We start from the raw sequence: 14,125 nt of genomic DNA, 5'->3' as shown, positions 1-14,125 counted from the left end.
AAAATTTTAAAAAATAGAAAAAATATTTAGATTTTTAATTATTGCCTTCTTCAACTTCTTTTTCAAGAGCTTTAATATGATTTTCATCAGCAGGATTAATATCCATATGTTTAAAGATTTTCCAAATTAATCTTAGGATTAATACTAAGAGATAGGATGATATACTTAATACAGGTGAATAAAAACTTAAAATAATTGCTAATCCAGATGCAATAACGGGATACAAAATTATAAACATTAGAGTACGCATATATGGCTTCATTTGAACTCTAAAATTTTTCATGATAATATCTTTTTTAAATGAATGTATAAACATATAAAGGTATAATAAGGATACTATAAAAATTAATGATGCAAAAATAATATCTGCTTCAAAAAATGTCCAAAATTTTGCTAAAAATTCTGTAGCAAATGGAATTAAACAAATAAATGCTAAAGCAACTAAATTGATATAGTAAACTGTATTATCAATTTCTTCAATGATTAAAAGTAAATTACTATTAGACCAGAAGTTAGCTATTAAAAAGAAACTTATAAAATACATTAATATTGAAGGTCCTAAGGATTCAATTATATAAGTAGTCATTTGGTAATTGGTAGTAATTACATTAGCTGAAGGTACTGCAATACTCAAAACAAGTATTGTCATAGCAATAGCATAAATTCCATCAATTAACCCAGATAAACGATCTGGAGCATGCTTAATCAATACATTTCGTGGCAAATTTATCACTTCAATTAGTAGTTATTTTATATTTTATAATTTCTACTATTAAAATTATCAATACAAAAATAGTTAATCCTATTTTATATTAAAAATTAATCACACTATACTAACTTCAATAATCACTATTAAAAATTTGTTTATGAATTAATGCTTAGTATTTTTGAAGTAATCTTCTACTTTATGTAATTCAGTCATTATATCAATATCTTGTGGACATTCTTCTAAACATTGTGCACAATTTTTACATTGATCTGCTCTACTTTTTTCAGTTATTACATCAAAGTATTGATTAGAAATTTTATCTGGTTTATCAAATACTTTTGATTCATTGTATTCATGAAAACATTTAGGTATGTTTACTCCATGGGAACAAGGCATACAATAATTACAGTAAGTACATGAGATTTCACTAGAGTGACGAAATTCATTGATTATTTTTTTAAGGATTTTATTATCTTCTTCTGTGAAATATCCTGGTTTAGCTTTGTTTGCTATTTCAATATTAGTTTTTACTTGTTCTAATGTACTCATTCCACTTAATACACAATTGATATGTGGCATGTTCCAAAGATATCCTAATCCCCATTCTATTGGTGATTTAATATTGTCACTAGTATTCATTAATTCTTGAACTTTTGGAGGTATATTATTTACTAATGTTCCTCCTCTTAGAGGTTCCATTATCATATTTCCTATTCCATTGTCTCCAACGTAATCTATTGTTTTTTTTCCACTTTTATATTGTGTGTCTAAGTAGTTCATTTGTGTGAGTACTACTTCCCATTTATCATAATAATTCATTACTTTCTGGAACAGTTGATAATCTCCGTGATGTGAAAATCCAATATGTTTTACTTTTCCTTCAGATAAGAGGTTGTCTAAAAATTCATTAAGATACCCAGTAAACATTAGTTTACCCCATAGGTTTGTTTTAATTCCATGGAGCATGTAAATATCAATACAATCTGTGTTTAATCTTTCTAATTGTTTGTTGAAGTAATAATCTAAGTCTTCTTTTTTATTGATTGGGTATAATGGTAGTTTACTACTTATTAATACTTTTTCTCGATAACCCATATCTAAAAATTCGGATAAGAATGGTTCGGATGCTCCACCATTTTCATCTAAGCAGTTGCCATGATAATCAAATCCTGTATCTAATATGTTTATTCCATTATCAATTCCATAAGATAACATTTCAGAGGCTTTTTTAGTATCAATTTTTGTGTTGTCACCATTTAATACTGGTAATCTCATTAGTCCAAAGCCTATTTGTGATACTTTTTCTCCTGTTTTTCCTAATTCTCTGTATTGCAATTTTTTGTATCCTCCCTTTTTTTATCTTAGTACTAAATGAAGGGTTTATGTTATTACTTTTTTTATAAATTATTATATAAAATTATTATCTTGATATTAAATAAATAATAAAAAGTATTACTTAATCTATAAAAAAAAGGAAAACCCCATAGAGTTTTCCCTTAACAATTAATAAATTCATTAGTTATTAACAATTGAATTAAAACCTTTCGTATAAAGCAATTGTATAAATGAACCTTTAGGCCATACCACAATATTTCCTTTATTATACTGAGTAATAGCCATTTGCATCATAGTATTACGAGTAGCAGGATCTTGAACAGCATTAGATAAACCTTCAACAACCGTTATAATAGCTTGACCCCTAGTATTGTTATTTTGATGTTGATCTTCCCGAACAAAATCAAGTACATTAACAACTGTAGGAGTTCCATTAATCTCTAACGGACCCGCAGATTTAACAATTGCATCAGCAGCTTCCACATTAACCAATACAACAGCATCTAATTTAACACTTTTATTATATTCAACAATTTCTTTAACATTTTGAACACCTTCATCTGTGTCATTATACCACAATGCATCATGGAGCAACATTTTTCCACCATTATCTCTAGCACCCGTATTAAGAGCTTCAGTAGGCTCGTTTTTAGTAGGATGTCTCATACCATGAGGATAAATTGGAGTATAATGTGAAACTGAACCATTTTCCAATGTAATAATATAAGCCATATCAACAGCACCCATTCCAGGACGCTCCTCAGTTTGATCCACTGCACAAACTAATATTTTCTTTTCACCTTGAGTTAAATCCCCACCATGGTCAAAAAACATTTGTCCAGCAATAACTACTAAAATTAAAGCGATTATAGAAATTAAAATCGCTATTAATAGTTTATTTCTTCTCTTCATAAAAAAATCACTTAAGTTAATTTGATTAAATAATCAAATTATAATTTTAAACTTCATTTAATATAAATTTAAGTTTTTTAAAATTATATTTAATGATTAATTCTAAATTTAAAAAAAAGTAAGAAATAACCTTAAAATTAAAAGTATATTCTAAGGTTACCTTGGAAATATTGAGAGGATGCAGCTCCTGCCATTTTAATTAATTTCATCGGATTATGTGTTGCATTAATTAGTGCATCAGCAAAAGATAAAACAGCATCTCCCCTACTTGCACCTTGGACTTGATCTTCACGTATAAGATCTATACCTGAAGCATTTACTACTTGACCATTATATTCTAATGGTGAAGCCGCTTGTATAATTGCATCTAAAGCTTTTGTATTTATTAAAATTACCGGACCAACTGATTGATTTGTATTATATTCAACTATTTCTTTTGCATATTGGGCTCCTTGTTTTGTATCATTATTCCATAATGAATCATGTAATAATAATTGACTTCCCGCCCCTTCTGCTTGCGCCTGGGCAGGTTCAGATGCAGTAGGATGAACCATTCCAGATGGATAAATTGGAGTATTATTTCCTCCAGTTGTACTTATTAAATATGCCATATCAACAGCACCCATTCCAGGCCTGTTTTCAGATTCATCAACAGCACATACTAAAATATTGGATCCACTACTGTCTCCTAAGAAAATTCCATTAAAGACAAAGAATATTAATCCAAATAATATTATTATGAGTAATAGGATTGCTATCTTCTTTTGAGTTCCCATTTTTGAATCATCCTCCATTAAATTTTTATTAAAAATTATAATTATTAACTTTTATAATTATCAAACTATTAATAGTTATGTAAAATATATATTCCAATTGTAAAATATAGATTACATACTATATAAATATAACCCAACAAAGAAACCTTAAAAAAAATAAATATAAAATAAAAGATAAACAAAAAGAATAACATGATAAACATAATAATAGGTGAAGGACTAAACAAAAACACCTTAAAAGCAACAAAAGAATTTGAAAAAAACCCAAACATAAATATAAAAACAGTGAAAACCAACCAAGAACTCTTAAAAGCAATAAAAAACCCAAATATAAATGCTGTAATAAGAGGATCACTACCCGCAAAAAATATAATACAAAATATAAAAAAAACACATACTAATACAAAAATAAACCGCTCCACAATAATAAATGGAGAAAAAAATAAATTTTTATTAACTCCTGTAGGAATAGATGAAGGAACAACATTAAAAAACAAAAAAGAACTAATAAAACAAAATATAGAATTCCTAGAAAACTTGGAAAAAACACCAAAAATAGCAATACTTGCAAAAGGACGAAAAGACGATGAAAACAGAAGCCAAATTATAGATCAAAGTTTAAAAGAATCAGAAAAATTAACAAAAGAAATCCAAAAAGAATATCCTCAATATCAAATCACCAATTATTACATACTAATAGAAAAAGCAATACAAGAAAAAAATAATATAATAATATGCCCAGATGGAATAATAGGTAATATAATATTTAGAACACTTGTATTAATGAACAAATGGCCAAGTATGGGTGCAATAACATTAGGAATACCCGAAATATATATAGACACAAGTAGAGATCAAAGCACTGAAACTTATATAAGAAGTATTAAATTAGCATACTACCTATCAAAAAAATCACAAGATATAAAATAAAAAAACAAGATATATAATAAAAACAAATAAATAATTAGATTAAATAAATTAAAAGGAAAACAAAAATATGGTATTTCAATTTATCTACGACATTTATGAATGGTATTTAACCAAACATTTAACACCAGAAAATATGCCTTACCACATAGCTATAATCATGGATGGAAACCGTAGATACTCTAAACTTCAAGACAATATGGATGTTACAAAAGGGCACGAAAGAGGAGTAAACACATTAGAAAAAGTCTTAGATTGGAGCATAGATCTTGGAATAAAAGTTGTAACAGTTTATGCATTTTCAACAGAAAACTTTAACCGACCAAAAGAAGAAGTGGATGGATTAATGAACCTATTTGAGATAAATTTCAAAAAATTAGTTACTCATAAAAAAATCCACAAAAATAAAGTTAGAGTAAAAGCAGTTGGAAGACTAGAATTACTACCATCAAATGTTAGAGAAGCTATTAATGAAGCAGAAGAAGCAACAAAAAATTACCATGACAGCCAACTTAACTTAGCAATAGGTTATGATGGAAGACAAGAAATAGTAGATGCAATCAAAAAAATTGTAGATGAAGTTGAAAATGGAAAAATAAATAAAGAAAATATAACCGAAGATTTAGTAAGTAAAAACTTATATACTGAAGGATTAAGTGATCCTAACCTTATAATACGAACAAGTGGAGAAGAACGATTAAGTGGATTTTTATTATGGCAATCAAGTTATAGTGAATTATATTTCTGTGATAGTTTATGGCCAGAATTACGTAAAACAGATTTTTTAAGAGCATTACGAGATTACCAAGAAAGAGATAGAAGATTTGGAGCATGAAAATATATGATAGATACACATTGCCATATAGACTTCCCAGAATATGATAAAGACAGAGACCAAGTAATAAAAAGAGCAAAAAACACATTAGATGCAGTAGTATTAAGTGGAACAAACTATGAAGCAAATATAGGTGCATTGAAATATGCCAAAGAAGAAAAAGGTTTCATATACCCAAGCTTAGGCTTCCACCCTGTAACTTCACAAAATGCAACAATAGAAGAAAGAAAATCAGTACAAAAACATATAATAGAAAACAAAAAAAACATATCTGCAATAGGCGAAGTAGGAATGGATTATTTTTTTGTAAAAGATAAAGCATTAAGACAAAAACAAAAAGAAATATTTTTAAGTTTCATTGAAATCGCAAACCAAGAACAAATCCCTTTACTGATGCATGTAAGAGATGCTGATAAAAAAGCATTAAACATAATATTAGATTATGAAGATATTCCATATGTAATCTTTCACTGTTACAGTGGAAGTTTAAAAACAGCAAGAAGGATTATGGAACATGAAAACTATTTTATGAGTTTCTCCACTATGGTTTGTTATAGTAAACAACACCAAGATTTAGCTAGCCAAATACCTATAGATCACATGCTTACTGAAACAGATAGTCCTTATTTAGCAATGACAAAAGAAAAGAGAAATGAACCATCCAATGTAAAATTAGCTGTTAAAAAAATTGCAGAACTTCAAAATATAGACATAGAAAATGTTGATAAAGTAACAACAAATAATGCAAAAAAAGTTTTTAAAATAAAGTAAAATTAAAAAAAGTTTTTTACCAAATAAATTAAAACAAGATCCCCATCTAAGATATAAGATTCCTTAAAACTTAATTTAACAGCATCATTCATTTTATCAAAACCTTCACCATCAACTAAAGTTTTAGCAAATTTACCTCCAGCAATCATTGGAGCAACACAAACTCTAATTTCATCAATTAAACCTTCATTAAACATGCTGAAATTTAAGGTAGCTCCTCCTTCAAGCATTAAACTATTAACCCCTATGTTTTTAAGATAATCCATTAATTCCATTAAATTAACTTCACCTTTTTCTCCATTTGTAACTAAAACATCTACTTTATCCGAAAGATTATTAATTTTAAAAGGATCAGCATTATTTCCAACAGCTATAATAGTTTTAGCATCAGCATTTAATATACGAGAATTTAAAGGAGTTCTAGCTTTACTATCAACAATAACTCGTATAGGATTATCTTCCTTTTTAGCAGGTACTTTATGGACAGTTAAACGTGGATCATCAACTAGAACTGTTCCAATCCCCACCATTATAGCATCCATATCACTACGTAACTTATGCACCCTTTCTAAATCTTTTTCTCCAGAAATTTCAGAACTACCTGTTTTTGTAGCAATTTTACCATCAAGAGTCATTGCAGCACTTAATATAACATAAGGTTTCATATAATATCTCCTTAAAAATAAGATTTACATTAAAATTTTTATATACTTTTAAAATAAGTTTATAATTACTACTTAATTAAAATTTACCTACTCTTAAAAAATGAAACTTTTTTTTACAATAATTATTATAGTTAATAAATGTGAATAATTTAAAAAAGGATGGATAATTATGGAAGATAGATATGAAAAAGGAATGAATGTTTTAAGAGAAATTAATAAAGAAAATATAGAAAATTTATTTGAAGATTTAGAAGATATTGCCCCAGATCTTGGAAGATTTGTAGTAGAATTTCCATATTCAGAAATATACACCCGTAAAGAAGTTGATTTAAAAACTAGAGAATTATGCACTGTAGCTGCGATAACTGCATTAGGCCATGCACAAAAAGAATTATATGATCATGTCCATGCTGCTTTAAAAGTAGGTAATAGTCCCAAAGAGATTGTTGAAATTATAATGCAAATGAGTGCTTATGCAGGATTTCCTGCAGCAATAAATGGTATGATGACTGCAAAAAAAGTATTTAAAGAATTAGATTTATTACCAATTAAAAAAGAAGAATAAATCAAAACAAAAGTGGAGAGGATATAATCATCACCCCCCCCTCTTATTTTTTATAAAAATATATTTAAACTGCTCTTTTTATCTGAAACCCAATAAAAGTCCGCCTTGATATATTACAAATGAAATAATATATGCAACTACTAATGTTACACACATACTAAATAATGGCCATTTCCAACTATGAGTTTCATTTTTCATTGTTGCAAATGTTGCTAAACATGGAGTGTATAATAGTACAAATACTAAAAATGAAAATGCAGATAATGGAGTGAAAACAGATTGTAAAGCAGATATTACACCAATAGTACCTGATGCTCCAAATAAAGAAGTAAAAGTACTAACAATAACTTCTTTAGAAAATACTCCAAATATTAAAGCAATAGATGGTTGCCATTGACCAAAACCTAAAGGTCCAAAAATTGGAGCAATAAATGTACCTATTTGTCCAGTTAAACTAGCTTTAGCACCATAACTAACACCTACAGGCAAACTACTGAAAATCCAAATAACAATAGATAATACAAAAATAACAGTTCCTGCATTTTTAAGGAATACGACAATTCTTTCCCAAGTATGTATAAGAACTCCTTTAAGTGAAGGTAACTTATAAGATGGAAGTTCCATTACAAATGGAGTAGATAAACCTTTAAATAAAGTTCTCTTAAATATTAACGCTACAATAATGGCTACAATAATTCCTATTACATACAATGCAAATATAATTAAACCTTGATAAGCTGCGAAAAATGCGGCTGTTAATAATGCATAAACAGGTAATCTAGCACTACAACTCATAAAAGGAATAATAAGCATTGTAGTTAAACGATCTTTATCATTATCCAATGTACGTGTTGCCATTACACCAGGAACACAACACCCAAAACCTAAAACCATAGGGATAAATGATTTACCATGCAAACCTACAAGTTTATGCATAACACGATCCATTACAAAAGCTGCACGTGACAAATATCCTGAATCTTCCAATAAAGATAAAACTAAAAATAATATAAATAGTAATGGTAAAAATACAAGTACTCCACCAACCCCTCCAATTATCCCATCAACTAAAAAACTAGATAAAAATGTATGACCTAATACAACATATATTTCTGCCCCTAAAATGTTAAATCCATATTGAATTAAATTTTGTAATGGTGATGAAAGGGTGAAAGTTAATTCAAATGCTGCAAACATTATTCCTAAAAATATAGGAATACCAAGTATCTTATTTGTCACTACTTTATCTATCTTATCAGATGTTGTAGGTTTTTCTACAGCCGGTTTATCAACTGCTTCTTTTACTAACCCATCAATAAAACCATAACGAGCATTAGCTAAAACTTCTTCAGAATTTTCATTAAAAACATCCTGTAAATGCTTTTTAACTTTTTTAGATGCTCTAAGAATTTCTGCTGCATTTTTTGAATTTTGCACTCGTCCAGTAATAGCTTCATCATTTTCTAATAATTTTATAGCAACCCACTTTGGCGGAATATCTGCTAATTCTGGAACTTTTTCAACTTCATTCACGATATCTTGGATATGATCTTTTAATTCATAACCATAAACTAATTTATCACTTGAATTTATCGGATTTTTACAGGTTTCAATTACTTTATCTAATAAATTTTCTATACCTACTTCATCTGTTGCTTCTATTTCAACAACTGGAACACCAAGTAATTCAGATAATTTTTTTGAATCAATTTCATATTCTTTTTTTCGGGCAAATTTATTCATGTTTAAAGCTATTACAAGATTTGCTTCAAGTTCCATTAACTGTAATGTTAAATACATATTTCTCTCAAAATTAGATGCATCTATTACATTAATAATTAAATCACTTGATTCATCTACAATATAGTCAATAGATACTTTTTCTTCTAACGTTTTAGCACTTAAATTATAGTTTCCCGGAAGATCCACAATTTCTAATTCTATTTTTTCCCCATTATGGATTATAATATCTGTTCCTTCACTTTTTTCCACTGTTTTTCCAGGCCAATTACCAACATGTTGATGCATACCAGTTAAATAATTAAATACTGTACTTTTACCAACATTAGGGTTTCCTGCAAGACCAATTCGTAGGGTTTTCATTTTAATATTTTTCCTTAGTTTATTTTATGTCTATGATAAGTGGTGAATAATTATAAAAGAAATATTTTTTATTAAAAAAAACTTTTATTTAAAAAAATTGTCTTTAACTATTTCAAAAAAATTAATATTTAAAATTTTAAAAAAAGTTATTTCTCTTCAGATAAGTCAACTACTATATCTTCAGCTTCTTCTTTTCTGAGGGCTATATCATATCCTTTAACTTTCACTTTTAAAGGATCCCCTAAAGGAGCAATCTCTTCTAATTTTATTTCTGCACCTTTTACAAATCCCATACTCATTAAATGACGTTTTAATTCTTTATGAGACTCATCAACATGCCCCTGATGTCCATGATTATGGAATGATACTATCTTACCATGCTGCCCCTCTTCTAATTCATTTAATTTTTTACAATTTGGAGGATATTGAATTCTATTTTTACCATGACAATGTTCTTCATTTACATGTTCATGTTGATGCCCTTTACGATTTCTAAAATGTCTATGAGACACTTATTTCACCCTTATTTTTTTTAATAAAAAAACAAAGTTTAGGTAATCCTAAACTTAATTATATATTATTCTATTAAAACTGATATATATAATTTTACATCAAAACCTTAAAACATGCCTAAACACTTAAAAAAAGGATTAAAAAACAATAAAAAAAATTTAAATTAACATTTTTTATGATCTAAATTTTCAGCAACACACATCTTACATACAGCATTAGGAGAATCTTCTTGAGCATCTTTCACAGGACAAAGATACTTCCCATCTTCTTCAATAACATATAAATTTCCAGGAAAAGGAGAACCTACAGGATGAATAGGTTCTCCAAGGATAAAAGTAGTATAAAAACTGATTAAAGCATAGATAAGTGGAAATTTATCATTTTCATCCCGTGAACCAGAATCCTCGCCATATTGAAATTTAAATAAACCTATAGCTTCATTAAACATAAATTTATCAATTAAACCAACATACTCATTTTTATCAGACTCAATATCATTTACTCTAAAAATAAAAGATTTAATATAAAGAGATTCAAATTTTTCTGCATATTCTTTTTGAATATAAACATTCTCTTCTTTCATTTTAGAACAAGCAAGCATCTGATCATACATACCAATAGTTTTAGCATAGTCTTTTAAAATGTCTAAAACATTATTTTTACTTACTTTAGACTGCTTACTTAATTTAATTAAATCTTTAAACATATCCATAAAATAATCTCCTTACTTAATAATAATTAATATCAAAGTAAATAAATATGTTTTTATTTAAATATAAAAAATTAAAAATCAATTACAAAATTAGTTTAAAAGAACAAAGGAATATATATTTACAAACATAAAATATTATTAAAAAAAAATTAGATTAAAATAATTAAAGGAGAAATAAATTTTGAATAGTAGCCAAGCAATATATGAAGGAATAAAAGAGGCTGGAATCAATTTTATTGTAAGTGTACCATGTGTCAATTTACAAAACTTATTCAACTTAATAAAAAAAGATGAAGAAATTACATACATACCTGTACCCAGAGAAGAAGAAGGAATAGGAATACTCACAGGAGCTTACTTAGCTGGAAAAAAACCATGTATCTTAATGCAAAATAGTGGACTTGGAAATAGTGTAAATGCACTAGCATCATTATGCCAATTATACAAAATCCCCTTATTAATGATAATGAGTCATAGAGGAACAAAAGGAGAACCAGTAATAGGTCAAGTTCCCATGGGAAAAGCAACACCAAAAATTTTAGAATCATTAAACATTCCATATTATAAACCAAAAACACCTGAAAATGCAAAAGAAACTGTAAAAAAATCATGGATTAAAGCAGAAAAAGAAAAAACACAAGTTGCAATACTTTTTGAAATTAGTTACTGGAAAGGAGATAATTAAAAATGATTAGATACAATGCAATCCAGGAAATAATGAATCATATAACTAATGAATTAATAATTTGTAACATAGGATTCCCATGTAAAGAATTATACCAAATAAAAGATAGAGAAGAAAACTTTTACATGTTAGGTTCTATGGGATTATGTTCCAGTATAGGATTAGGAATAGCATTATCCAATCCCAATAAGAAAGTTATAAGTATAGATGGAGATGGATCCATTTTAATGAATTTAGCCACACTTGTTACAATAAAAAACCAAAATCCAAAAAATTATATTTTAATAATTCTAGACAATGGGGCTTACGGTTCAACAGGAAACCAAGAAACCTATGCAAAAAATACAGATCTTTTAAAAATCATAAAAAGTATCGGATACAAAAATGCTTATGAATATGAAAAAATAGATTTCAAAAAATTATTAGAAAAAGATTACACAGAACCGGTAATAATTAGATATAAAATAGAACCTGGAAATTCAAAATCTCCAGTAATTCCATTATCTCCAGAAGAAATAAAAAATAGATTTATGGAAAAAATTTAATTATACTTTCCCCACAGTATCACCACGTAAACCTCTTCGAATAGATTCAACAGATGTAATATCAGTAGTTGAAATATTCCCTAGATTTACATTTTGACCAATATTTAAAACCAAATTAACTTGTTGATTCTTATTAGGAGCTTCCCAAAGAATGTTATTAACATCAATTTTATCAATAATCGCATTAACAACATCTAACTTAACTTCTCCAGTATCATCATAAATACCAATACTTTTACCGCTTTCACGACCTTCCATAATAACTAAATCTGAACCAGCATTTATTTCTTCTTTAATTGAATCAATACGTTCATCTAAAGATATGCTTTTATCTTTAGTAATATTCTTTTTACCTACTTCACTTAAAACAAAAAATCCATTATTTTTAGCTTCTTTAATAAAACTTAATTTATCATCTTCACCCATATCAATTGAACCATTACTAATTTCAATTGCATCAAAACCAATACTTTTAGATTCCTCAAAAACTTCATCAATTTTATTATTTAAACAAGCTAATTCAAATAAAGTCCCACCTGTAAAAGCTTTTATGTTAAAAGATTGATACATTTTAACTTTATCCTTTATTAAATCTTTATCATGAAGAATAGATGTTCCCCAACCAAATTTTAACAAATCAACATATTCTCCAGAAATTTCCATAAGACTTTCTGCATTTTTTAACCCTAAACCTTTATCTAAAACCATAGTTAGACCAGAATCTCTTGGTTTACTAATTCTATCAGGTAATAAAAATTCAAATGATTTCATTTTCTTACACAACCTTTAATATTTATAACTTAAATTCATTTTTCAAGATTTTATCTTTTAATTCTAAAGCTAAATCTTTAGCTCGTTTTCTATCAGATTCACGACAAACAATAGGAATTTCAACATTATTCGAATTAATTTCTGTTTTAATACTTCCTAAATTGATTTTAAATGCTCGATTTTTACAAACATTATGACATACTCCACAACCAAAACAATACTCTAAATTTATTTTTTTATTTTTAAAAGCATTAGTTGGACAGTATTTTTTTACATCACATTCATCACAATTTAAACATTCATCTTTATTAAAAATAGGTCTTTCATCATTACCTTCAACCCAAGCTTTACTATAATCAATTTGAGCTAAAGGTAAATGTCGCCCTTTAATATGAGATATTGATAATGGAATATCTTTGTCTAACAAGAAAGTATTGTTAAATATTTTTTCATCAAGAATTGGTATTGGAATTGCTACTGAATCAAATACTTCAGGACCTTCTGAAGTTTTAAATCCTCCTAAATATTTTTCACCCATATCTTTCATATTAGCTGCTAACATGAGATTAGGTTTATCTTTAGAACTTCTAGTCCCATTACCTAATATTAATCCTTCTGCCCCATTTAATAATATTTTACATCCACTTTTGATAACATTTTGCTGCGGATCATTTTGTAATGGGTTAATATCTCCACAACCACTAAATGTGTATTCTTTTAAATTTCCTTTCATAGCAGGTTGGGCAAAAATACTTGTTATACCATCTTCGTTATCAGGATTAGTGAAAGAATTATAATTTTTAAATGCATTACGTGTTCCAATCATTTCAGCAGTTGGCATATCATCAAGTGTTACTTTTTTAGTAAAAAATTCTCCATTTTCAGATTCAACTTCAACATTAATTTCCTTACCCATAACTAAATCTTTAAATAAAAATCCGCCACCATATTCGGGATTAGTTTTACTATGTTCAGTACCATAAATTATTAAATCAACTGAACCTAACCATTCATTTGGACAAGGACCCACATGACCTTCAACACCATTAAGTAATATTTTTTTAGCTTTTTTAAATGAACCCCCATCAGCAATAGGAATATGTAAAATAGCAGCAGTTCCACTCATAATTCCACAGGTTCCAGTTGTTACAACATCAACATCATCAAATGAAATCTCATCAGAATTTTTAATTTTACTTTTTAGCTCATCGGCTGTTAAAATTTTTGCTTCACCATTAACAATTTTCTCATTAATTTCTTCTTTAGTCCTATTTTTCATCCCAAAAACCTTCATTATATCT

The 14,125-nt window shown here is 27.6% G+C and carries 16 protein-coding genes; 6 read left to right on the top strand and 10 right to left on the bottom strand.

The window, feature by feature from the left end; translation table 11 throughout:
- Positions 1-34: 34 nt before the first annotated feature.
- The 4 genes from BP769_RS03600 to BP769_RS03585 all read right to left on the bottom strand — a co-directional run bounded on the left by BP769_RS03600 (position 35) and on the right by BP769_RS03585 (position 3,732).
- A complete protein-coding gene (locus tag BP769_RS03600) occupies positions 35-724 on the bottom strand; it encodes a TMEM175 family protein (RefSeq protein ID WP_409198821.1) in 690 nt (229 codons plus the stop codon).
- A gap of 147 nt (positions 725-871) precedes the next feature.
- Complete coding sequence (locus BP769_RS03595) at positions 872-2,044, bottom strand: aldo/keto reductase (RefSeq protein ID WP_413862106.1); 1,173 nt, start codon at positions 2,042-2,044, stop codon at positions 872-874.
- Between the two features lie 180 nt (positions 2,045-2,224).
- Complete coding sequence (locus tag BP769_RS03590) at positions 2,225-2,956, bottom strand: DUF4012 domain-containing protein (RefSeq protein ID WP_409198819.1); 732 nt, start codon at positions 2,954-2,956, stop codon at positions 2,225-2,227.
- 137 nt (positions 2,957-3,093) lie between these two features.
- The gene (locus BP769_RS03585) at positions 3,094-3,732 is read right to left on the bottom strand and encodes a DUF4012 domain-containing protein (RefSeq protein WP_413862104.1); all 639 of its coding nucleotides are present in this window, start codon (positions 3,730-3,732) and stop codon (positions 3,094-3,096) included.
- Positions 3,733-3,924: 192 nt separating this feature from the next.
- On the opposite strand from BP769_RS03585, the gene mtxX reads away from it, so the two are divergent.
- The 3 genes from mtxX (at position 3,925) to BP769_RS03570 (ending at position 6,265) form a co-directional block, all read left to right on the top strand.
- Positions 3,925-4,662, top strand: a complete 738-nt coding sequence (mtxX, locus tag BP769_RS03580) for a methanogenesis marker protein Mmp4/MtxX (RefSeq protein WP_409198817.1) — start codon at positions 3,925-3,927, stop codon at positions 4,660-4,662.
- A 67-nt stretch (positions 4,663-4,729) separates the two neighbouring features.
- On the top strand, positions 4,730-5,494 hold the full coding sequence (gene uppS / locus BP769_RS03575; RefSeq protein WP_409198816.1) for a polyprenyl diphosphate synthase: 765 nt from the start codon (positions 4,730-4,732) through the stop codon (positions 5,492-5,494).
- 6 nt (positions 5,495-5,500) lie between these two features.
- Positions 5,501-6,265: a TatD family hydrolase gene (locus BP769_RS03570; RefSeq protein WP_413862102.1), complete on the top strand. Its 765-nt coding sequence runs from the start codon at positions 5,501-5,503 to the stop codon at positions 6,263-6,265.
- Between the two features lie 2 nt (positions 6,266-6,267).
- Here BP769_RS03570 and BP769_RS03565 read toward each other — a convergent pair whose 3' ends face one another.
- Entirely contained in the window at positions 6,268-6,930 is a 663-nt protein-coding gene (locus BP769_RS03565) for a 2,5-diamino-6-(ribosylamino)-4(3H)-pyrimidinone 5'-phosphate reductase (protein WP_409198814.1), read from the bottom strand.
- A gap of 169 nt (positions 6,931-7,099) precedes the next feature.
- On the opposite strand from BP769_RS03565, the gene BP769_RS03560 reads away from it, so the two are divergent.
- Positions 7,100-7,495 (top strand): carboxymuconolactone decarboxylase family protein, encoded by a 396-nt coding sequence (locus BP769_RS03560; protein WP_409198813.1) that lies wholly within the window; start codon positions 7,100-7,102, stop codon positions 7,493-7,495.
- 78 nt (positions 7,496-7,573) lie between these two features.
- Here the strand turns inward: BP769_RS03560 and feoB are convergent, their stop codons facing one another.
- The 3 genes from feoB to BP769_RS03545 all read right to left on the bottom strand — a co-directional run bounded on the left by feoB (position 7,574) and on the right by BP769_RS03545 (position 10,823).
- Positions 7,574-9,598 carry a ferrous iron transport protein B gene (gene feoB, locus BP769_RS03555; protein WP_413862100.1) on the bottom strand — a complete coding sequence of 675 codons (2,025 nt, stop codon included), beginning with the start codon at positions 9,596-9,598 and terminating at the stop codon, positions 7,574-7,576.
- A 146-nt stretch (positions 9,599-9,744) separates the two neighbouring features.
- A complete protein-coding gene (locus BP769_RS03550; protein WP_413862098.1) occupies positions 9,745-10,110 on the bottom strand; it encodes a FeoA family protein in 366 nt (121 codons plus the stop codon).
- 164 nt (positions 10,111-10,274) lie between these two features.
- Positions 10,275-10,823, bottom strand: coding sequence for a DUF2115 family protein (locus BP769_RS03545; RefSeq protein WP_413862096.1), 549 nt, complete (start codon positions 10,821-10,823; stop codon positions 10,275-10,277).
- 181 nt (positions 10,824-11,004) lie between these two features.
- Here BP769_RS03545 and comD point away from each other — a divergent pair, with 181 nt between their 5' ends.
- Together comD and comE are read left to right on the top strand one after the other, a co-directional pair.
- Positions 11,005-11,508 carry a sulfopyruvate decarboxylase subunit alpha gene (gene comD, locus BP769_RS03540; RefSeq protein ID WP_413825792.1) on the top strand — a complete coding sequence of 168 codons (504 nt, stop codon included), beginning with the start codon at positions 11,005-11,007 and terminating at the stop codon, positions 11,506-11,508.
- A gap of 2 nt (positions 11,509-11,510) precedes the next feature.
- Positions 11,511-12,053, top strand: coding sequence for a sulfopyruvate decarboxylase subunit beta (gene comE / locus BP769_RS03535; RefSeq protein WP_413862094.1), 543 nt, complete (start codon positions 11,511-11,513; stop codon positions 12,051-12,053).
- Here the strand turns inward: comE and comA are convergent, their stop codons facing one another.
- Positions 12,054-12,824 (bottom strand): phosphosulfolactate synthase, encoded by a 771-nt coding sequence (comA, locus tag BP769_RS03530; RefSeq protein ID WP_413862092.1) that lies wholly within the window; start codon positions 12,822-12,824, stop codon positions 12,054-12,056. It lies immediately after the preceding gene.
- Between the two features lie 22 nt (positions 12,825-12,846).
- Complete coding sequence (locus BP769_RS03525; protein WP_409198806.1) at positions 12,847-14,103, bottom strand: methanogenesis marker 16 metalloprotein; 1,257 nt, start codon at positions 14,101-14,103, stop codon at positions 12,847-12,849.
- Positions 14,104-14,125: the final 22 nt, after the last annotated feature.

Origin of the sequence: Methanobrevibacter sp. UBA417 (assembly GCF_002508845.1) — an archaeon.
Taxonomy (GTDB): domain Archaea; phylum Methanobacteriota; class Methanobacteria; order Methanobacteriales; family Methanobacteriaceae; genus Methanobrevibacter_A; species Methanobrevibacter_A acididurans.
This window is presented reverse-complemented; position numbering and strand designations above follow the sequence as displayed.

What these genes read in the sequence shown, in the direction of transcription:
- BP769_RS03585 (WP_413862104.1), bottom strand. Translation starts at nt 3,732, where the DNA reads ATGGGAACTCAAAAGAAGATAGCAATCCTATTACTCATAATAATATTA.
- BP769_RS03565 (WP_409198814.1), bottom strand. Translation starts at nt 6,930, where the DNA reads ATGAAACCTTATGTTATATTAAGTGCTGCAATGACTCTTGATGGTAAA.
- BP769_RS03560 (WP_409198813.1), top strand. Translation starts at nt 7,100, where the DNA reads ATGGAAGATAGATATGAAAAAGGAATGAATGTTTTAAGAGAAATTAAT.
- mtxX (WP_409198817.1), top strand. Translation starts at nt 3,925, where the DNA reads ATGATAAACATAATAATAGGTGAAGGACTAAACAAAAACACCTTAAAA.
- BP769_RS03545 (WP_413862096.1), bottom strand. Translation starts at nt 10,823, where the DNA reads ATGGATATGTTTAAAGATTTAATTAAATTAAGTAAGCAGTCTAAAGTA.
- comA (WP_413862092.1), bottom strand. Translation starts at nt 12,824, where the DNA reads ATGAAATCATTTGAATTTTTATTACCTGATAGAATTAGTAAACCAAGA.
- uppS (WP_409198816.1), top strand. Translation starts at nt 4,730, where the DNA reads ATGGTATTTCAATTTATCTACGACATTTATGAATGGTATTTAACCAAA.
- BP769_RS03590 (WP_409198819.1), bottom strand. Translation starts at nt 2,956, where the DNA reads ATGAAGAGAAGAAATAAACTATTAATAGCGATTTTAATTTCTATAATC.
- feoB (WP_413862100.1), bottom strand. Translation starts at nt 9,598, where the DNA reads ATGAAAACCCTACGAATTGGTCTTGCAGGAAACCCTAATGTTGGTAAA.
- comE (WP_413862094.1), top strand. Translation starts at nt 11,511, where the DNA reads ATGATTAGATACAATGCAATCCAGGAAATAATGAATCATATAACTAAT.
- BP769_RS03570 (WP_413862102.1), top strand. Translation starts at nt 5,501, where the DNA reads ATGATAGATACACATTGCCATATAGACTTCCCAGAATATGATAAAGAC.
- BP769_RS03525 (WP_409198806.1), bottom strand. Translation starts at nt 14,103, where the DNA reads ATGAAAAATAGGACTAAAGAAGAAATTAATGAGAAAATTGTTAATGGT.